This is a genomic window from Shewanella xiamenensis (assembly GCF_024971755.1).
Lineage (GTDB): Bacteria > Pseudomonadota > Gammaproteobacteria > Enterobacterales > Shewanellaceae > Shewanella > Shewanella xiamenensis.
Genome location: NZ_CP079718.1, coordinates 4,052,450 through 4,073,237, shown reverse-complemented (window position 1 = coordinate 4,073,237; position 20,788 = coordinate 4,052,450). Strand labels below are relative to the sequence as shown.

Below are 20,788 nucleotides of genomic sequence, written 5' to 3'. Positions count from 1 at the left end.
TCTAGAATCTAGGTCCTAAGATTTTTAAAAGGCATATATGAAACAAGTTCGCTTATTACTGTTACGCCATGGGGAATGCGAGGGCGGGGCGATTTTACGTGGCAGAGTCGATGTTCCACTGAGCGAGAAGGGCTGGCGGCAGATGTTGGCTACTGTGGCGGCGCAGGCGACTGTGTGCCACGGTATTTACAGCTCTACCTCAAGGCGCTGCGCTGAATTTGCCAAGGTGTTGGCGCTGGAGCCGCATTCCAGCTTGTCTGAGAGTTCACATTTAGCTGCGCCAACGCCTTCGTCGCTTGAGGTCAACCTGCTGGAGGATCTACAGGAAATGGATTTTGGCGATTGGGATGGTCGCTTGCTCGATGAGTTATATCAACAGGATGGCGAGCGCATGGCGGCCTATTGGCAAGATCCTTGGGCCGTATCGCCGCCCAATGGTGAAACGATGGCAAGTTTCGAGGCTCGTATCGATAGCGCAATAGAGCAGATCCTCAATAAAGAGTTTGCCCTGCTGGCGTTGGATGATGGACAGGCCCACGGCGAGTGTAATGCCAATGTACCCACAGCCAATATTTGGGTTCTGACCCACGGCGGGGTGATCCGTCATTTAATGGCAAGAGCGTTGGGGGCGGTGAGAACGGTAGGATTTTACAGTCAACTTACTTTACCGGTTGCCGCGGTGGTGAGGATTAATGTACTCGAAGATAAACATGGGACTCGATACTGGCGCTTAGACTGGCCATCGGGCCATGGTGATTGAGTTTGAAATCTCATGCTAAATGGGATGATGAACATTTTCTGATTTAAACTGCATTGCCTAATGAGCAAGATATAGGATAATGCTTTTCCCTGACGTTTGAGCCAGATAGCGCATTGTGTTCGCTAAGTTTAAATGTCGCAGAAATAGGTGTTGGGAATTTCGCTTTATCCTGTGCTATTCGCTTAAGGCAATAGTCGTTATAAACGCCGGATCAACCCAAACATAATAGGGAATCGGGGTGCTGCCCGTCAGCCGGCCCGAACTGTACCCGCAACTGTGAGTAGTTAAAAGAAGTGCCTAGAATCTAGAATTTAGAATCTAGAACCTAGAACCTTCTTTGCTACAAGTCAGGAGACCTGCCTATTTCTGTTTTCGCTGCGTGCAGCCTTAGTTCTCGAGCGGGTGACTCGAGGGAGCAGAAAATGATATTGATACGTTTCGCCCTGTGGCCCATGGTGCTACTGGGTTTGGGTACAAAATATGCCTGTGGGAGCTGCTTTTAATGAAGCCTTCCACGTCAACAGATGTGCAATCTTCGGCGGTGCTAGCTAATGTGGCACTCAATGTCAGCCAATTAAGTTGGACCATCGAAGGCAAAACCATTCTTTCAGGGATTAACTTTGCCCTACAACGCGGTGAAATGCTGGGATTAATCGGCCCTAACGGTGCGGGTAAATCCAGTTTACTGCGTTGTATATATCGTTTTATTCGCCCAACTCTGGGGCAAATCAGTTTGTTTTCGCAGGACATTAACGAGCTTTCGCCCAAGGCATTTGCCTGCAAAGTAGCTGTGGTGCAGCAGGATACGCCGCACTATTTTGATATGACCACAGAGCAACTCGTTGCTATGGGGCTCACGCCCCACAAAGGGATGTTCGATACTAATTCCAGCGGTGATAGTGAAAAAATTATCAAGGCGGTTGAAAAGGTAGGTCTTAGCCATAAGCGCTATCAGCAATATGAGCGGCTCTCCGGCGGCGAGAAACAACGGGCACTGATTGCCCGCGCTATCGTGCAACAACCTCAGTTACTGATTTTAGATGAACCCACAAACCACCTCGATGTGCGCTATCAAATACAAATTTTGGAGTTGGTTCGAAGCCTTGGCATTAGTGTCATTGCCTCTATTCATGATCTGAATTTAGCAAGTGCCCTGTGTGATAGTTTGCTGCTACTGGATAAGGGGCAAGTGAGCGCCATGGGCACGCCGAGTGAGGTATTAACAGAGGAGCGCATTGCCCAAGTTTTTGGTGTTTGCGCCCAAGTGATGCCCCATCCACAACATGCCAATCCTTTAATTAATTACTTTTATGGTTATCAAAAATCACCGACGGATGATGTGGTTGTATCCGCTCCCCATAACATCAACGGGGAGATAAACACGCCATGATTGACACGTTTAAGCTGATAATGATGAATCTTTTAACCCATATTTTAACGCCATTAACCCGCCAGCAATGGCTGATTCTTGGCTTGGTGGGTTTTGCCCTGCTGACCCCGATTGCGGCCGCCAGTTTTGGCGCGGCAAATATCAGCTTTTTAGATGTGCTGCATGTGTTTATTAAATTATTCAATCAATTTTTCGCCAACGACGATGCGTCAACTGCCGCCTCGATGACGGAGCGGATTGTGATGGAATTAAGGTTGCCACGGATATTGCTCGCGTTTGTGGCGGGGGCGGGGCTGTCTTTAGCGGGCAGTGTGCTGCAAACCGTAACGCGCAATCCGCTTGCTGACCCTTATTTATTTGGCATCAGTTCAGGTGCCTCCTTTGGCGCTGTGGTGATGCTGACCTTGTTTACTGGCTCTGGTCTATTCGGTAATGCTGGCGTTATTGCCAATTCGGGGATTTTTAGTGGCTCGGGAATGTTTGCTGGGCTCCTGTGGTTTAGTTTGCCTTTCGGCGCTTTTATTGGTGCCAGTTTATCCGTTCTTATTGTTCTCGCCTTGTCAGGGCTAGGGCTCAACAGCCAAGTTGAGCGCATGCTGCTCTCTGGGGTGGCAACATCGTTTATGTTTGGCGCATTAACCAGCCTGCTGTTGTATTTTGCCAGCCCGCAGGCCACGGCATCAGTGCTTTTTTGGAGTTTGGGCAGTTTTGCTAAGGCCAGTTGGCCGCTCTTAATTTTGCCATCCATCGTTGTATTGGTGAGTTTTTTTATCATCCTCGGTTGGAAGCGGCAGATTATGGCCCTGCAGGCGGGGGATGAAACGGCCCACACCTTAGGGGTGAATGTACCTAAATTACGCCTCAATATGTTATTGCTCTGCTCACTAATTACCGCTGTTTTAGTGGCGACTTGTGGTGGCATAGGTTTTGTTGGATTAATGATCCCCCATACGGTGCGCTTGTTATTTCCCGGGCGTCAGCCCATTTTGCTCACCGCGTTAGTGGGCGGCTTGTTTATGGTGTGGATTGATGTGCTCGCCCGATGTTTGCTTGGCAATCAGGAATTACCCGTAGGGATTATCACCGCCGCGATTGGTAGCTTCTTCTTTTTGCTGATTTTGCGTCGGCGAAAGTTGTCGAACTAGCTGAATGTACTATTCTTGCCCAAATTAGTACTTAGTGCGTATGGCAAATCGCGGCCGGATGCGTCGTAGTTATTATCTTTGAATCTGTTTTCGAATGAGTTATGAGCAGCGAATCCATGAGTGGATTCGAAATTGCCACTGGAGTGTGAATGTCTCAATCAAGCCTGTCATTTCAAATCGAGCCTGTGAGTAAAGCGCAGGATCAGGTTATTCAACAAAAAATCGATCTTAAAACCAAGCCGCCAGGTGCCTTGGGACAACTCGAATCCTTAGCATTACAAATTGCTCGCATTCAAGGGCCACAACAATTGCAGATAGTCAAACCGACCATGTTGGTGTTTGCAGGGGATCACGGCATTGCCGCTGAAGGGGTTTCGATTGCCCCAAGTGAAGTTACCCACCAAATGGTGCAAAACTTTGCCCACGGCGGCGCGGCCATTAATGTGTTTTGTCGCCAATTAGGTTTTACGCTTGAAGTGATCGATTGCGGTATTTTGACACCCGTTGAGGGGCTAGAAGGGATTATCGATCAACGTCTTGGCGCGGGTACTGCTGCTATTCATTTGGAACCCGCCATGCCTTTAACGAGTGTGGATAAGGGCTTTGATATGGCGCAGGAGCTTATTGAGCGTCACCATCAAGCAGGCTGTAATCTGGTTGCGTTTGGTGAAATGGGTATTGGCAACACGTCCTCTGCCGCGGCAATTATGGCGGCGATTATGCAATTAGATGTAGCTGACTGTGTGGGGCGCGGTACAGGTATTAATAGCGACACTTTAGCGCGTAAGTTAACCTTGGTAGAACTGGCGTTGCTATCGCATCAAAGTGCGCTTAGTGGGCCAAAACAAGTGCTTGCTTGTCTTGGCGGGTTTGAAATTGTGCAAATGACTGGTGCCATGCTGGCTGCTGCTGAGCGCAAGATGTTGGTGGTTGTGGATGGTTTTATTGCGACAGCCGCCGCATTAGTGGCGGTGACGATCAATGCTAATGTACGGGATTATCTGATTTTCGCCCATTGCTCCGAGGAGCAAGGCCATCAACGTATGTTGGAATATTTGCAAGCTAAACCCTTGTTATCTTTGGGGCTTAGATTAGGTGAAGGTACGGGTGCGGCCTTAGCATTGCCGTTAATTCAAGCCGCAGTAAATTTTTACAATCAAATGGCGAGTTTTAGTGATGCAGGGATTGAGGCTGTTGTATGATGTGCCTGCTAACTTATTTAAAATAATAACGTTTAGCCAATCGTTTTAACTTTAAACCCTGCAGCAAGTGTGTATTCACTAAGGATGCTTTATGTCAGAACGCGAAAGCTGGCACAAAGAGATAGATTTATTTTTTGTGGCCATGGGCTATTTTACCCGTATTCCTATGCCCAAATGGGTCGAAGTCGATGCAGATAAACTCAATAAAGCCAGCCGTTACTTTGGCTTAGTGGGTTTACTGGTGGGACTATTAAGCGCCATCGTTTTTTGGCTGACCCAAAATTGGTTACCCGCTGGGGTGTCGGTATTGCTGTCGATGTTAACGGGCGTACTGTTAACGGGCGGTTTCCACGAAGATGGGTTAGCCGATACCTTCGATGGGTTTGGTGGCGGTTGGACGGCTGAAGACAAGCTGCGCATTATGAAGGATTCGCGCCTTGGTAGTTATGGTGCCTTGGCCTTGATTATTGTCTTGATGCTTAAATGGCAATTATTGGTGGAATTAGCGCTTTATGACCCTGTGGTTGCAGGTTCGGCGATGATTGTCGCCCACACTGTGAGTCGAGTCGTGGCCGCGAGCCTTATTTTCACCGAAAAATATGTGCGCGACGATGAGTCCAGTAAATCTAAGCCGTTAGCGCAGCACCAAGGCATTAATGAACTGTTTATTTTGATCGCCAGTGGTGTGTTAGTGCTGTTGGTGTTAAAGGGGATTGCTGCACTGTCGCTGTTGTTGATTATGATCGGATTGCGCCGTTTGATCGTGGTGATCTTTAGACGTCAAATTGGTGGTTACACCGGCGATACCTTAGGCGCTGCGCAGCAAATTTGTGAAATTGTGTGTTACTTCGTGCTGCTCGTTGTAGGTAGCATTCTGTGATCCATTTAGTGCTGGGCGGCGCTCGTAGCGGTAAGAGCCGTTACGGTGAAACCTTAGTACGCCAGTATACGGCTTTAGGATTCGATGCCTGCTACGTCGCAACTGCGCAGGCACTCGATGCTGAAATGGCCAGTCGGATCCGTTTACATCAAGATGGCCGAGCCAAGGACGATATCGACTGGCAGTTGATTGAAGAACCCTTGACATTAACCGCCAAGCTTAAGCATTTAGCTAAGCCGGGGCGGGTGATTATGGTGGATTGCTTAACGCTTTGGTTAACTAATCAATTACTTGCAGTCCAGCCACAGGCTGAGCCAGCCTCGACCGAATCAGATTTTGCCCTAGCGGTTGCGACATCATCTCAACACGATGTGTTAGCCCACTGGCGGCAGGCAAAAACGGATTTTGTCAGTGCGTTAAATACACTTGAAGGTGTGGTGATTTTAATCAGTAATGAAGTAGGCTCAGGCATTGTGCCCTTGGGGGAACTGAGTCGCCAATTTGTGGATGAAGCTGGCTGGTTAAACCAAGATGTTGCTGCGGTTGCGGATAATGTGACCTTAGTGGTGGCGGGTTTACCGCTGACGCTTAAATCGAGTTAGCGCACTTAAATGAGCTGGTGCATTTAAATCAAGTTGTGAATGTTATTTTGAGCCGCTTTCGCGTTTAGTTCGTATAAAAAGAAGCGCCTTTTATCTTATTTCATCTATTGAGTGATGTCCTTGCCCATGCATTCACATAACGTTGCTGATCCCACTGCAACCAATCAAACGTCAACCGCTAGTTTGCCTCAAACACCGTCCCAAGGCGCCAAAGTATTAATGGTGCAGGGCACCACCTCTGATGCGGGCAAAAGTACGCTGGTGGCGGGAATATGTCGATTGCTCGCCAGGCAGGGCGTGAAGGTCGCGCCTTTTAAACCACAGAATATGGCGCTAAATAGCGCCGTCACTATTGATGGCGGCGAGATTGGCCGCGCGCAGGCGCTGCAAGCCGCAGCTTGTTTTCTCGCGCCGCACACGGATTTTAACCCCATCCTGCTTAAGCCAAGTTCAGACACGGGGGCGCAAATTATTGTGCACGGCAAAGCCTTAACCACCTTAGAGGCCTCGGCCTTTTTCGGTGAAAAATCTAAGGATTATAAAGCTATGGCGCTAAATGCCGTGCTGGAATCCTTTGCCCGTTTAGGGCTGCAATACCAAACGATTGTGGTAGAAGGGGCGGGAAGCCCGGCGGAAATCAATCTGCGCGAAGGTGATATCGCCAATATGGGCTTTGCCGAGGCGGTCGACTGCCCAGTGATCATCATTGCCGATATCGATAAAGGCGGGGTGTTTGCCCATTTGGTGGGCACTTTAGCGCTGCTGTCGCCCTCCGAGCAAGCTAGGGTAAAAGGCTTTGTGATCAATCGTTTCCGCGGCGATATCAGCCTGCTACAGTCTGGTCTCGATTGGCTCGAGGCACATACGCAAAAGCCCGTGTTGGGGGTGTTGCCCTATTTGCATGATTTGCATTTAGACGCCGAGGATTCGCTTATCGAATCGCCCACTAAGCAGGCAAAAAGCCATTTTAAGGTGCGGGTATTAGTGTATCCCCGCACCAGTAATCATACGGATGTTGATCCGCTTAGACTGCATCCCGATATCGATTTTGATTATGTGTCGCTCCAAACTCAGGCCTCAGCTCAGACGCAGGATATTGTGGCCGATCTGCTGATTTTACCCGGCAGCAAGAATGTCCGATCGGACTTGGCTTTTTTGCGCGAGCAAGGTTGGGACAAACAAATTGCCAAGCATCTACGCTACGGCGGTAAGCTGCTGGGGATTTGCGGCGGCTATCAAATGCTGGGTGAAAGCATTGCCGATCCCATGGGGATTGAAGACACGTACGGTGTGAGCCAAGGGCTGGGATATTTACCCATTACCACCGAATTTAAAGCTGAAAAACAGCTACGTAGGGTCACAGGCCATTTAGCGCTGCAAGGGCAACAAGTGGAAGTGAAGGGCTATGAGATCCACTGCGGTGAGTCCCAATTCCTTGACCTAAGTACCGCGGTAAACTCTGCCCCACTATGGCTGAAAACTGAGAATAGCCAGCAGGCTAACCCCTTTGCCGATGGCTGTTTAAGTGACGACGGGCAAGTGCTCGGTAGCTATTTACATGGGCTATTCGACAGCCCTGAGGCCTGCCAGTTCGTCCTTAACTGGGCGGGGTTAGAAAATGCTCAAGCGATTGATATCAATGAAATTCGCGAACAACAGCTGGATCGTTTGGCCGATGTATTAGCCGAGCACCTCGATATACAAAAACTTGCGTCCATTATAAATGCATAAGAATTAGCAGTAGGAAGAACAGAAGATCATGACAACAGAGAACGAAAAACAGCTTGACAATGAGCAAGCGCAAATCAAGGCTGAACGCCATAAGGCGCGTCAGCAAAAACTAAAGGCGGGAGTTGATGCAAAAATTGCTGCCGCTCAGGATGAAAAGGGCATTTTGTTAGTCCTAACGGGCAATGGCAAAGGCAAGTCGACCTCAGGTTTTGGCACGGTTGCCCGCGCGGTGGGCCATGGCAAAAAAGCGGCGGTAGTGCAATTTATCAAGGGCACATGGGAATGTGGCGAGCGTAATCTGCTTGAAGGTGCAGGCGTGACTTTTCATGTAATGGGCACCGGCTTTACCTGGGAAACCCAAGACAGAGAAAAGGACACTGCAGCCGCTCTTGTTGCTTGGGAAGCCGCCGAAGCTTTACTACAAGACGAGAGCATTGATTGCGTGATGCTCGATGAGCTGACCTATATGGTGAGTTATCACTATCTTGATGTGGAGCGAGTGCTGACTGCACTTAAAAATCGTCCACCCATGCAGCATGTGATTATCACTGGCCGTGCTTGCCACCGCGCGATTATCGAACTGGCGGATACGGTTAGCGAAGTGCAGCCCATTAAACATGCCTTCGAAGCGGGCATTAAAGCGCAGCCGGGGTTTGATTATTAAGCAGAGCGTGTGTCGCTATAACCATAAAGCGAAAATTCCTAAACCTGTAGCCATACAAATTCTCATCTAGTTATCTATGTTTAGCCTTACCAGAAATTGGCTAACAATGTATGGGTATACAGTCGTATTTAAATTTAGGTTTTTGGTATGATTTTTAGACAAAATCAGTGCGCACTAATTCCATTCGAAATAAATAAAACTCTATAAAATCAGGTGAATATAGTAACTGAATTTTAGTTAATAGGTTTGGAAAACGCGCATGGGCGTTTTTCCAGATGGTGTATTTGGCAGAAAGCTGATAAGTTCTTTGCATACAGATAGTTAACTGTGCGCGTTTTCACTGGTCAAACGAGGTAAACGCGCATGCGCACTAATAAAATGTTATGTGAAAACGATGAAGAATTTTGCATTTATTCTATTTTTGACTGCATTCAATGTGGCTGCGGATGTTCCACTCCCTATTACTGAAGTCAATTCTTCAAACTTCAACGACCTGGGGTGGTTTATACATTTAGAAGACGTCGACAATGAAGGCTTTAGGTACGGTCTAGCGAAATTTCCCTTAAAGCTTAAGAATGGTTTGACAGCAATGCGGGTGCAGTTTGGAACGACCGATTTCTCGGGAAATGAATTAACAGCATCGTCCAGTGACGCTCTGATTGAAGATCAAGAACCAGAGGTATTTTTCGCCTATAAACCAAACTCAATGGACGCGTATACATGCGTTCACTACGGTTTCCTCAAAGAAAATAAGAAAACCTATGTAGAGGCATTCTGTATAAACTCTTTTGAGCAATTTTCACATAACAAACCACTGTAGTCACTCGCTGGCGCTCGTTGGGACACAAACACGCAGGCTCCCTTCGCTTCGCTCCGTATTTTAGCCTGCGTATTTGTGCCCCTAAGTGAGGCGTTATCTCCATAGATATTTTATCTAAAACAGACTCGTTAGAGTTAAGGCTTTAACTCGAAAATGTCCCTTTGCTTTTAACGTACATATCGCAAATGGGTAGTTAAAATTGGCATTGGGGCACCAGTGACCGTTGGCGACATGGATGTCGCCGTCGAGCCTATAGGGATATATTCACGGCGAGTCACTGGGGAAACAATGACAATAAACCCCATAAATAGATAAAAAGATTAATCGCTTTTGTCCAATACCTTGTTAAAGGCTGCATTAATCTTGCTTTCGTATGAAGGTTGCACATGCAAACTGTCGCTGCATTTTATTGTTCCAATTTGTTAGCTGAGGGTTTTATGTCAGTATAGGTTTTTTGCTGCTACGTGAGCATGTAAAGCAAGGTCAGTTTTTCCGTCTTACATCGCCCGTAAACAAGGCTATCTAGGCGGTGATCCCTTGGTAAAACCCGTTAGCGTCTGTATCGACAGCTTTTTACCATCGAGATTGGGCATCAGTGCCTCAAGGATGATGCGATGAATAAACGTATTGTGATTTGTGCCGACGGTACTTGGAATCGGCCAGAGAAAGACCTTAAGGTGGATTTTCCCACCAATGTGCTACGTCTGGCGCGGGCTATCAGCCCGATGGCGGCCGATGGAAAACCCCAGCAGGTGTTTTACGACTGGGGCGTTGGTTCCTATTACGATGAAGTGATCGGCGGTGCGACGGGGCGTGGACTACATAAAAACATCATGGATGGTTACCGCTACTTAGTGCAAAACTACTCCCCCGGCGATGAGATTTACCTCTTTGGCTTTAGCCGTGGCGCCTACACAGTGCGCTGTTTGTGTGGCCTTATTAATAATTGCGGCATTCTTAAGCGCCCCGATGCTCGGCTTATCCAGCAAGCCTTTGACCACTATAAAAAAAGCAGTGCACCCTTTGCCCCAAGCGGCGATAAATCCGTTGAATTTAGACAAAAGCACTGCCACGAATCGCGGGAGATTAAGTTTGTCGGCGTGTGGGATACGGTGGGCGCCATGGGGATCCCGATTTCGTTCCTCGGCTTATTCGAAGATAAAGACGAGTTTTACGACACTAAGATTGGCCGTAATGTGCGGGTTGCCCGTCATGCCTTGGCAATAGACGAACACCGCAGCGACTTTGAACCCACGATTTGGCAACTGCGCGACAATATGGATATGCAACAGGTCTGGTTTGCCGGCGCCCATAGCAATATTGGCGGCAGTTATCAGCCGGATAAGGATGGCTCGCTATTGTCGGATAATGCGCTCGCGTGGATGATGGCAGAGGCTGAGCGATTTAATTTGAGCTTAGAGCCACACCTAGCGGCGAGTTTACACCCCAATCCCTTAGCAACCTTACACGACTCGCGCCGCAGCTTTTACCGAATTAAGCAATCCTATTTGCGCCCAATTGACCCTAAGGTCGCGCCCGTGTTGCTGCATCGCTCGGTGAAAACGCGCTGGGATCAAGACCCTAAATATCGGCCTAAAAACCTGCTGACCTACCTGGAACAGTACGGCTGGCCAGAAGAATTCATCGATTAAATCATAAGGAATATCATGTTAATCCGACGCTTTATTGCCCTCGGCCTGAGCTTTGCGCTGTTACCCGCAGTGGCGATGGCCGAGCCTGCACAACGTATTATTGCGCTTTCGCCCCATGCGGTTGAAATGCTCTACGCCATCGGCGCGGGGGAGTCGATTGTGGCCGCGACCGATTATGCTGATTATCCCGAAGCGGCGAAAAAAATCCCCAGTATCGGTGGTTACTATGGGATCCAGATTGAGCGGGTATTAGAGCTTAATCCCGATCTGATTGTGGTGTGGGATACGGGCAATAAAGCCGAGGATATCAATCAACTCAAAAACTTAGGCTTTAAACTCTATAGCAGCTCCCCAAAGATGCTTGAGGATGTCGCCAAAGAAATTGAGGAATTAGGTAAGCTGACGGGACGCACTGAGCAGGCGAGTCGAGTGGCGGCGGATTATCGCAGTGAGCTGCTGCGATTACGCAGCGAGAACGCCGCTAAATCCGAGCCAAAAGTGTTTTATCAGCTATGGTCCACGCCCTTAATGACAGTCGCCAAAAACAGTTGGATCCAGCAGATTATCGGTGTGTGTCATGGCAAAAACGTTTTTTATGATGCGGCGAGTGATTACCCGCAGGTGAGTTTAGAGAATGTGTTACTGACCTTGCCCGAGGTGATTTTACAGAGCGAAGAGGAAGGCAATGTCAAAGGGATAGATTGGAGCAAGTGGACCGAAATCCCCGCGGTTAAAAACCAGCATATTTATCAATTAAATGCTGATCTATTGCACCGCGCAACACCTAGGGCATTACTCGGTGTGAAGGCGGTCTGTGATGCCTTGGATAAAGCACGTTAATCGCTTATCACGTATTATTCAATTTAATGCAATGTACTGTTTTATTGATATTTATCATCAAAATAATAAGGAAGTTCCATGCATACATTACTGACTTGTTTGTTTATCGCTATGCTATTGCCGTATTTGGCCAAGGGCCCCGTTGCATGGGCAATGGCCAAAGCCGGCGGTTATGATAATCATCATCCGCGCACGCAACAGGCACAATTAACTGGATTTGGTGCGCGGGCTCTCGCTGGGCATCAAAATGCCTTCGAGTCCCTGCTCATTTTTGGTTTGGCAGTGCTGACGGTTATTGCTACAGGCAAAGTGACGCCGACGGCTGAGTGGTTGGCGGTTGTGCATATTGTCGCGCGGGTGGCGTATCAGATCTTGTATCTACTGAATAAAGGCACATTACGGTCTCTATCTTGGTTTGTGGCGATTTTTAGTGCTTTTGGGATCTTCTTCCAAGCGTTTTAAGAGGCGCAGACGTTTCAGCTGTCATTTTGTTATTAAGGCGTTTGCAAGCTCAGCTGAACGGAAAAATCTCATCTGAGAATATTATGTGTTGTTATAACTGATAGGTATTTCAGTAGATTGTGCTAGCTAGGAGCAACCATTAAGTTTGTGGTTTGCTAAGTAATCTGACTCTGGATAAGTAGAGACGCTGACAGGGCATCTTTTCGGGCCTCTGTGCGTTGCTCTGTCTCACCATAGCTAGCAGCAGTGCGTCGAGCAAAGCTAAATAGTGAGTTTAAGGTATTAGATAATAGGATAACGTAATGAAGTTAGACGCTATTTTGTGGGATTATGACGGCACTCTCGTCAATTCTGTACCCAAAAATATGGCAATCACTAAGTCGATATTAGAGATTGTAGCGCCCCATTTAACTGGGGATAATCTTCCCCTATATTTGCAGACTGAGGCGCTTTATCATCAGGCAAACCATAGTGCTAAAAATTGGCAGGAATTATATCTCGAGTACTATGGGTTAACCCATGATGAAATGTTGCTTGCTGGTTCAATGTGGGCAGAACATCAACTGAATAACCAAACCCCCGTTATGTTATTTGATGGAATTAAACAGGTTGTCACTCAGTTTTCTCAACTTCCCCATGGTATTTGTTCTCAAAACGCTCAACATAATATTCGTTCAATCTTGAGTAAGAATGGGATTCACAACCAGTTTAAAGCCGTTGTCGGTTATGATGATGTTCCTAGCCAATATCAAAAGCCCCACCCTATGGGAGGCATGAAATGTTTAGAGGCGATTTATGGGCATAAACAACGTCAGCAACTGATTTATATCGGTGATCATGAAGCTGACACACAATTTGCGCGAAGTTTGCAACTGGCATTAGGTGATCAAGCTCAAGTCATTTCGATTGCAGCGGCTTACAGCGGTTCCCAGCCACAAGATTGGACTCACCAACCAGATCACATTGCCTATGGGGTTGAGGATTTAGTCCCAATTATTAATCAATACCTTTAACTTATTGGCGCTTCAATCAATAAGGGTGAAATACGTATCGTCATACCGATCTAGTGCTTGATAATAGATTTCGACATAAATGTACGAAAACGCATCAAAAACAATAGTTAAACGCTACTCTATGGGATGTTGAGCAAGCTCTTGCTCTTACTTTCAGCCATTCAACCCCGCCCTTCGGGAGCCTCACAGGCATCTCACTAGCGTGTTACATTGACTTAAAAGGGAATAACCATTTCTGCGTCAATGCGCCTTGGATTGAGATGCCCGTGAGGCTCTGAACTGATTAGATATTTAATGTGATTGGTATAATAGGTCCTAGAGCACAGAATTAACTTTTTGCGTCAAAAATTAATATTGATGAATTTATCGTCGATTTTTTGGCGTTAATTAAGCAGAACATGATTTATTGTCACTCGAATATTTGATGTCAACTATTCGAATGTTTTAAAGACTTTGATGTCTATTTTGACTTATAAGGCTTTATTTTGTCTCGAAATAGCTAAATCAATGTAATTAAAGGTTTTTGTTGTTCCCTATCTTGTTGATTAATGGCGGTTATTTGGCAAGTTTAAGCCATTATATTGACAGTTTTCTTTATGAAAAACCTCAGCTATATTGCAATTGTTGATACTATTTTTGAGGTTTAAATACAATGTTACGTCTACTAACCTATGGCCTAGTTGCCGCTGGTGCTTGGTTTATTTATCAGGATGTTTCCGAGTATTTTGGTATGGAGACTTTTGATAAGGCGTTAGCTGAGGATGTGCAACATAAAGTGGAAGCGCGCAAGGCTAAAGCGGCGGCGGAGCAATACGCTCAGCAGCTGAAACAGCAGGCTGCTATAGAGTGCCAAACAACTAACACATGCGCTCATTAATGGCGAGACCTACTCAATAACCTATATGTATCACCTTGGTTCTTGCTGCGCATCAGTATGAGCTATCTCAGTCATGGTGATAATTAGGGCGTGTTGACATTTCGAGATTAGATTTTGTTCGTTCTGGCAAGTACGTGCTCACGCAACGACATTTGGCTGCAAAAATAACCCTGAAACGTCAACACGCCCTAGAGGGGCAAATATAAATACTTGCCCCTCTTTACTTCCAAATCTTCTTTATCGATGGCAATGCCGCTGATCCTTGATGTTTACTTCTTATATTTACTCTGCTTGAGTCATAGCAGTTAGTTTATTTAACGTACTAAGTTTCATAAAAGTGCATTAAATGGAAAGGTAACTATACTTTTATACTGACCCAACCATGAATCAGGGAAGTTAATATGGCGCACAAGGATGTTATAACTAAAGATAATGAAGTTACCTTTTCTGAAGACCTGCAGTTAGTTTCGACCACCGATCTAAATGGCGTTATAACCTACGCCAACCCTGGGTTTTGCCAAGTTGCAGGATATCAACTGGATGAAATGGTGGGTCAGCACCACAATATTGTCCGGCATCCTGATATGCCAAAAGCAGCTTTTGCGGATTTATGGAAGCATTTAAAGCAGGGCAAACCATGGCGCGGTATGGTCAAAAACCGTTGTAAAGATGGCAGTTATTATTGGGTAGATGCCTATGTTACTCCTATCTATGACAATGGGCGGGTCTCCGGCTATCAATCTGTCCGCTGTTGCCCCACACCTGAACATAAGGCTCGAGCTAATGCGATGTACAAAGAGCTTAGAGCACATGAAAACAAGAAACATGTATTTTGGGGCAGTAAGTTAATGTCAACTCATCTGCTGAGTTTGCTTTTATTAGCAGTCCCCATTCTTTGTAGTGTTTGGTTGCTAACTTTGCCCCAATCACTATTAGTTATTTTGCCCCTATTCATGCTTATTATGCTGAATCGGCAGCAATTATTTTTGACACCGAGATACTTACAGCGTTTAGAAAACGACTACGATAGCATTAGCCGACTCATTTTTTCTGGCGATGCGCCCCATAGTATTGCAGATTTTCATATAAAGCTTGGGCAGGCACGGATTCGTACTGTATTAGGCAGAGTCGATGATGCAACGCTGTCGCTAAAATCGATTGCTGATCAGATTAGCACCTCAATGTCGACTACAAGTGATGATATCTCCTCCCAGGACTCCCAGATCCAGCAGGTGGCTACGGCTGTGACTCAAATGGCATCCGCCGCAGAAGAGATTAACCGTAATATTCAAGCGAGTAATCAGCAGATTGAAGAAGCTCGGCATCACTGTGTTGTGACCAGTCAACAACTTAAAACGGTGGAAACCGAAGTGGCTTCACTTGCAAGTCAAGCAGAACAAGCTTTTGAGTCTGCGGTAGCCCTATCGAGTGAATCAGAACGAATTGACACTATCATGTCGGAAATTCAGGGCATTGCTAATCAAACGAATTTGTTAGCGCTTAACGCTGCCATTGAAGCGGCTCGCGCAGGGGAGCAAGGACGGGGTTTTGCCGTGGTTGCGGATGAAGTGCGTAATCTATCTACTCGTACTCATAAAGCGACTGAACAGATCCAAACGAGTATTGGGCATATTCAGCACACATTAGCGGAATGGAAAGAGTTAATGCATCAGAATGTTGGTCGAACCAATACCTGTCTCTCGAGTACTCGGATTGGAGCGGAATATTTAAATCATATTACGGTTGAAATAGATAAAGTATCTGCTTTTTCCAGCCAAATATCTTCAGCTGCAACTGAACAACAAGCCGTGATTGAAGATATTAATAAAAATATTAATCTTATTTCATCAATATCCCATGACAATAGTATGAAAGTTGAAGGCGTTAGTGCGACGAGTAAAAATTTATTGAATAGAGCAAATCAACTTAAAAATTTAAGTCAAACATTTGGTTAGCGATAAAAAACAGTTGTTTTTATCGCTAACGAATATGTTTGTATTGTAATTGTTGAGATTTAATTGCGGAGTGAATCATGGACAGGACAATAAATGAACGTGTGCATTATGTTCATGCACGACTCCGTAAAAATTTTGACAAATTAACTAGAATCGCAATTGCTATATATGATCAACATACAGATAAAATTAAAACCTTTGTGCATAGTACAGATGGTAAGCCACCGTTGAGTTTATATGAGGCAAAATTGAGCGAAACACCTTCTCTCCAACATATAGTGGAAAGCCGCCAAGCTAGGGTATTAGATAATTTATGTACTCAACTTATATATAGTTCTGAACATAGTCGAAAAGTGCTTGAGGCGGGCTACGAATCTAGTTATACCGAACCATTGTATTTTAATGATCGTTTTGTTGGTTTTTTATTTTGTAACTCTAAAGAGAGTAGTTATTTTGATGATGCAATACGTGCTGAACTTTCCGCATATGCACAAATCCTAGCAGGTATCATTGCAGTAGAATTTCTTTCTATTCAGACATTTAATGGGGCGCTTATTACTGCCAGAGCCTTTGGTCGTTATCGTGATGAAGAAACGGCAAATCATTTACACCGAATGTCTTCATATTCGCGCATCATCGCTAAAACAGTCGCAAAAGAGTTAGAATTAAGTGATGAGGAAGTTGAGTTTATTTATCTATTTTCTGAGTTACATGATATAGGTAAAATCGCCGTGCCAGATGCAATACTATTGAAGCCAGGGAAATTAACCACTGAAGAATTTGAGGTGATGAAAACTCATACCATTAAAGGTCGAGAGATGATTAATTTGATGATTAATGAGTTTAGTCTCAATGGGATACACCATACGGAGATGTTAAAGAATATTATCAACTACCATCATGAACGTTTCGATGGTAAGGGATACCCTGAGGGATTAAAAGGAGAGGATATTCCGTTAGAAGCAAGAATAGTCACTGTTGCTGATGTTCTTGATGCTTTAACAAGCAAACGACCATACAAAGAGGCATGGTCATTTGAGGATGCATTTGCTTATCTTGAGGATAATGCGGGTCAACAGTTTGATCCTAAGTGTGTCATGGCTGTGCTCAATAATAAGTCTGAATTTCTTACAATTCATAATCAATATGTCGATCTATAAAATGGTCATTATTTATTGGTGCCTTTCAATGTAACCATACTATTTTCGATTTATTAAAAATAATAAGTTGTGCGAAGTATTTTTATATGTGCAAGCCGAAATACTTAGTTTTATTCAGTCTTGATTCTTAAACATTTCAACCAGTCTTCTGATCGCTAAGATGACTTATGTAGTGAAGCCGATAGTCTATCGCGTTTGCATCTCTACATGTTCCCATTTTTACGATGGAGTTCACTGAGCGAACATGGCATGCTCGCGGGTCATTTTATCAAAAGCCGCCTCAACTGCTCGACACATGCGATATTTCCGTAGTCAAGTCAGTATTACAAACCTAGTTGCCTAGCTATTAAGCAAATTGTCAGGATTTTATTGTTATCTTTCGCGCCCTGTGTTTTGGCTAGTTGGACTGCGATTGTTTTTCTCCAGAGAGATTCCATGTTGATAAACTGTAAACTGCCCTTAGCAATGCTTATGCTATTCCTAATTTCTATGCCTTCACCTCTATTCGCCGCAGCAGAAATGACCGACAACAAATTGGTGTTTAATCAGCTCTTGTCTACGGCGTTTACAACTGAAAAGACTTGCTATCCGCTTGCAAATTGTCAGTCAACAAAACCACCTATTATGGGATTGTCAGCCTTAATTCAGCCTTCCTATACCCAAGTGAATAATCAAGATACTCAAGGTGAACATCGTATTGGCGGCATTATATTTCAACCAGAGCGTGAACAACGGTCCGTGCAGCAGGCAGAACTTCAACCTGTCACTGTAAGTATTCACTCCATTGATGATTTGATGCTCTTTTTTGAATCCCTTAATTACACTGCTGAAAATTTCCATGGGGGGAATAAATCGGTTCCGAGATTAACCTTTGATGCCGTAGGTAAAGGATGGCGGTCGGTATCAGAGCAATTGCCTGTGAAGCAAAAGAAGATGGTGTTTTTTAGATTGATGACCCCCTTAGTATTATTAGCGAATGAAAAAGTGTTACAAGAACGGCAACAGGTAATCTCTGCGCCCCTCAACGACACTGGTTTGGTCGCTTTAGCGATTAAGTACAAAGTTATCAGTAATCCAATACTGTCGTTATCACCGTCCCACAGGCAAGCCCTGCTTGAACGGGTAGATATTTTGCCTCCATCTCTAGTATTGGCCCAGGCGGCAAAGGAAAGTGGTTGGGGGACATCGCGCTTTACACTTGAGGGGAATGCCTTGTTTGGTCAGTGGGATTTTAATGGTAATGGTATGGAGCCTAAGCAAAAGCGCCAGGGGATGGGGCAGTATGGGCTGGCGCGATTTGAGACTCCCTTAGCCTCCGTTGAAGGATACTTATTGAATTTAAATACCCATAGTGCTTACCACAAAATGCGTCAGCTTCGTGCCAAATCAAGGCAAGCCAATCAAACAATTACGGGTGTTGCACTTGCTGGTACCTTGGATCGATATTCAGAGCGCGGCTACGCCTATGTTGAGATGATCCAGAAGATGATCCGTACTAATAAGCTCTATCTGGCAGATGAGGCCTATTTAGATGATGATATGCCGTTGCATTTGCTCACAAGAACCCACTAATAATTCATGTTTAAAGTGAGATTGGGTTTAGTTGCTCCGCTTACACACTGTTACAAGCGCCATTTTGTAGATTTAACAATCGTAGAGACGACGATATAAATTAGGGATTGTCAAAGAGAGCGTAGATAGGATGTTGTTGGCGTTCTTTGCATACATAGTCCTAGTATGTGCGGATTTAATCTTAAGGACGATGATGAGAACACTCCAACTTTTGGGATTGATACTTACAATAGCAGGGATAGCTTTGGGCTTTATGATGCTCGCCCCCATTGGTAATGAAACATCTAACGCATCTTTAGGAGCGGCAGGTTTGGGTATCATGTTTCTGTTGTTACCTATGCTGGGATGCTCCGCACTGATGTTGATATTTTCTTCAATTGCATTGTTTAATCATGAGGTCAGAAAGCGTACTTATTTCAGAGGATCTTTTTGGTTAACTCTTTGGAAATGTAATCTAGTGATATCGGCTGGATATACTTCGGTGGTTATTTATGTTGCTTATTTATGGATTAAAACCAACATGAGTAGCTAAAAAGAGCCTATGTTAATATTTCTGTTAGTATTCAACTGACAGCAAGATGTTAGTGCTTAAGGCAGACATTCGGTCGCAAATACTGGCTTGTCGTGACGAGAATTAATCAATATTGGATAACGATTAGCTAAGTGTTGAGGAATGAGAGTCATCACCACTTAAGCTAAAAATTAGACGCCCTGATAACCTTAGGCTATCGGGCGTTGCATAAACGATTACTTTTGCGTTGCGCGGTAGTGGTCGAAGTTTTCGATATAGTCCTCGAGATTGGCGTCGAGCATTTCTTTATAACGCTCCATGTAGTAGTCCATCATTTCTTGTTTTTTGGCCTGCATTTGCTCTTTGTTTTCAAAGCTGGTGGAGCCAAACCAAGCGTTGTAGCGGGCGAGGGCCCACATAAAGGAAGCACTGACTTCACCGGTTTGGATTTCAGTGTTTTGGTTTTGCTGGTTAGCGAGCTTAATCAACTCAGTGGCGCGGGCGTAAAAGGCATTTTGGTTATCAGACATCAGCAATTCCTGTTGTTAGGCAAAATGGTTAAAGAAAAAGGGCGCTTGGCTTTACCCTTTTGGCAATTGCTACTAACCCTAAGGCATTTTGCGGCCAAGGGACAGTCATCCATCTCACAGAATCCGTTGATTTCACGTTAAAATGAGTTGTCGAAAGTAAATCTGGGATAGGTGTAACACTTTTCTGATAAACATTGGTAGGTTAACCATTCTAGTAAAGTTAATCCTAATAGGGTTAACGGGCCTGTGTAAGCATCATAGACCAATGTTAGAAGCCCGTGATTGATTCATGCTGTAAAGGGCGTTTTGAGGTTCAGGGATATGAAATGCCTTCTGTTGGCTGTAAAGGCAGTCTCGCTTGAATGAGCCCATTCGATACTTTCAAAACGACCATGGTATTAAAGGGCTCATCCCGTATGCTAGCGAACTTTATCTGCTGTAAGCGTAAGCCCCTATTTTTGCGGGATGGCAAGTGTAGGTTGTTACTAGGCGTTACTTGGCCGTAATCGGGCCTTTTGATCCTGCATCGTTATCAATCCACATACTCTCTTTATTCGAGCTGGCATCGGGATAAATGGTGAATTCCACCATACCGTCTTTGAATTTGATGGCTCCACCACTTTGACTGGATTTTACGTGTTTACCGTTAACCCAAACCTGATGTTTATCATCGATTTGAATATTTGCAACCGTTGCTCCTGAGCTGGCTGTTGCTATCCATTGTTGGGCATTGGGAATGATGGCGTCAGCAGCTGCTTTGGGGGAAGCCATTGCTTTGGCATTTTCTTCTTTGGTTTTGTGGATATCGCACCCTTGCATTTCAGACACTTGGGTACAGCCTGAACGCTCAAGTAACTTGCGATACTCATCGTTAATGGCGTGGCTATTTGCGGATAGCAATAGTGCAATACTGGCTGTGAAGATGATTTTAGCGTTCATGTGTTCCCTCGTTGCTATTGAAGTGTGCCTTGTTTATGGCGAATTTAGATGGTTAAGTGTAGTGGGTCTTTAGCCATTTTCTA

General features: G+C 45.2%; 19 protein-coding genes and 1 riboswitch. Of the genes, 17 read left to right on the top strand and 2 right to left on the bottom strand.

Annotated elements, in window-relative coordinates:
• The first annotated feature begins 37 nt into the window (after nucleotides 1-37).
• From KXJ80_RS19095 to KXJ80_RS19015, 17 genes are all read left to right on the top strand, one after another.
• Entirely contained in the window at nucleotides 38-760 is a 723-nt protein-coding gene (locus tag KXJ80_RS19095; RefSeq protein WP_218737291.1) for a histidine phosphatase family protein, read from the top strand.
• 175 nt (nucleotides 761-935) lie between these two features.
• A riboswitch (cobalamin riboswitch) is annotated at nucleotides 936-1,138 on the top strand.
• Nucleotides 1,139-1,262: 124 nt separating this feature from the next.
• Complete coding sequence (locus KXJ80_RS19090; RefSeq protein WP_069453402.1) at nucleotides 1,263-2,150, top strand: ABC transporter ATP-binding protein; 888 nt, start codon at nucleotides 1,263-1,265, stop codon at nucleotides 2,148-2,150.
• Nucleotides 2,147-3,295 (top strand): FecCD family ABC transporter permease, encoded by a 1,149-nt coding sequence (locus KXJ80_RS19085; RefSeq protein WP_218737290.1) that lies wholly within the window; start codon nucleotides 2,147-2,149, stop codon nucleotides 3,293-3,295. The genes KXJ80_RS19090 and KXJ80_RS19085 overlap by 4 nt, the downstream gene beginning before the upstream one ends.
• Before the next feature lie 149 nt (nucleotides 3,296-3,444).
• A complete protein-coding gene (gene cobT / locus KXJ80_RS19080; RefSeq protein WP_218737289.1) occupies nucleotides 3,445-4,497 on the top strand; it encodes a nicotinate-nucleotide--dimethylbenzimidazole phosphoribosyltransferase in 1,053 nt (350 codons plus the stop codon).
• Nucleotides 4,498-4,588: 91 nt separating this feature from the next.
• Nucleotides 4,589-5,377 (top strand): adenosylcobinamide-GDP ribazoletransferase, encoded by a 789-nt coding sequence (locus KXJ80_RS19075; protein WP_037414785.1) that lies wholly within the window; start codon nucleotides 4,589-4,591, stop codon nucleotides 5,375-5,377.
• Nucleotides 5,374-5,979: a bifunctional adenosylcobinamide kinase/adenosylcobinamide-phosphate guanylyltransferase gene (gene cobU, locus KXJ80_RS19070; RefSeq protein WP_055648649.1), complete on the top strand. Its 606-nt coding sequence runs from the start codon at nucleotides 5,374-5,376 to the stop codon at nucleotides 5,977-5,979. Before KXJ80_RS19075 ends, cobU begins: the two co-directional genes overlap by 4 nt.
• A gap of 126 nt (nucleotides 5,980-6,105) precedes the next feature.
• A complete protein-coding gene (locus KXJ80_RS19065; protein WP_218737288.1) occupies nucleotides 6,106-7,710 on the top strand; it encodes a cobyric acid synthase in 1,605 nt (534 codons plus the stop codon).
• Between the two features lie 28 nt (nucleotides 7,711-7,738).
• Complete coding sequence (gene cobO / locus KXJ80_RS19060) at nucleotides 7,739-8,374, top strand: cob(I)yrinic acid a,c-diamide adenosyltransferase (RefSeq protein WP_218737287.1); 636 nt, start codon at nucleotides 7,739-7,741, stop codon at nucleotides 8,372-8,374.
• 394 nt (nucleotides 8,375-8,768) lie between these two features.
• Entirely contained in the window at nucleotides 8,769-9,194 is a 426-nt protein-coding gene (locus KXJ80_RS19055) for a hypothetical protein (RefSeq protein WP_218737286.1), read from the top strand.
• 614 nt (nucleotides 9,195-9,808) lie between these two features.
• Nucleotides 9,809-10,846 carry a T6SS phospholipase effector Tle1-like catalytic domain-containing protein gene (locus tag KXJ80_RS19050; RefSeq protein WP_218737285.1) on the top strand — a complete coding sequence of 346 codons (1,038 nt, stop codon included), beginning with the start codon at nucleotides 9,809-9,811 and terminating at the stop codon, nucleotides 10,844-10,846.
• A gap of 15 nt (nucleotides 10,847-10,861) precedes the next feature.
• A complete protein-coding gene (locus KXJ80_RS19045; RefSeq protein WP_218737284.1) occupies nucleotides 10,862-11,686 on the top strand; it encodes a cobalamin-binding protein in 825 nt (274 codons plus the stop codon).
• A 78-nt stretch (nucleotides 11,687-11,764) separates the two neighbouring features.
• Nucleotides 11,765-12,148 carry an MAPEG family protein gene (locus tag KXJ80_RS19040; protein ID WP_218737283.1) on the top strand — a complete coding sequence of 128 codons (384 nt, stop codon included), beginning with the start codon at nucleotides 11,765-11,767 and terminating at the stop codon, nucleotides 12,146-12,148.
• Nucleotides 12,149-12,450: 302 nt separating this feature from the next.
• On the top strand, nucleotides 12,451-13,161 hold the full coding sequence (locus KXJ80_RS19035) for an HAD family hydrolase (protein WP_023265334.1): 711 nt from the start codon (nucleotides 12,451-12,453) through the stop codon (nucleotides 13,159-13,161).
• Between the two features lie 652 nt (nucleotides 13,162-13,813).
• Nucleotides 13,814-14,038, top strand: coding sequence for a hypothetical protein (locus tag KXJ80_RS19030; protein WP_218737282.1), 225 nt, complete (start codon nucleotides 13,814-13,816; stop codon nucleotides 14,036-14,038).
• A 401-nt stretch (nucleotides 14,039-14,439) separates the two neighbouring features.
• A complete protein-coding gene (locus tag KXJ80_RS19025; protein ID WP_218737281.1) occupies nucleotides 14,440-15,993 on the top strand; it encodes a methyl-accepting chemotaxis protein in 1,554 nt (517 codons plus the stop codon).
• 77 nt (nucleotides 15,994-16,070) lie between these two features.
• Nucleotides 16,071-17,153 carry an HD domain-containing phosphohydrolase gene (locus KXJ80_RS19020; protein ID WP_218737280.1) on the top strand — a complete coding sequence of 361 codons (1,083 nt, stop codon included), beginning with the start codon at nucleotides 16,071-16,073 and terminating at the stop codon, nucleotides 17,151-17,153.
• 435 nt (nucleotides 17,154-17,588) lie between these two features.
• Nucleotides 17,589-18,725 carry a glucosaminidase domain-containing protein gene (locus KXJ80_RS19015; RefSeq protein ID WP_256930945.1) on the top strand — a complete coding sequence of 379 codons (1,137 nt, stop codon included), beginning with the start codon at nucleotides 17,589-17,591 and terminating at the stop codon, nucleotides 18,723-18,725.
• A gap of 747 nt (nucleotides 18,726-19,472) precedes the next feature.
• On the opposite strand, the gene KXJ80_RS19010 is transcribed toward KXJ80_RS19015, so the two are convergent.
• Nucleotides 19,473-19,766 (bottom strand): DUF3144 domain-containing protein, encoded by a 294-nt coding sequence (locus KXJ80_RS19010; RefSeq protein ID WP_037428416.1) that lies wholly within the window; start codon nucleotides 19,764-19,766, stop codon nucleotides 19,473-19,475.
• 492 nt (nucleotides 19,767-20,258) lie between these two features.
• Nucleotides 20,259-20,705: a hypothetical protein gene (locus KXJ80_RS19005; RefSeq protein WP_069453393.1), complete on the bottom strand. Its 447-nt coding sequence runs from the start codon at nucleotides 20,703-20,705 to the stop codon at nucleotides 20,259-20,261.
• Between the last annotated feature and the right edge of the window lie 83 nt (nucleotides 20,706-20,788).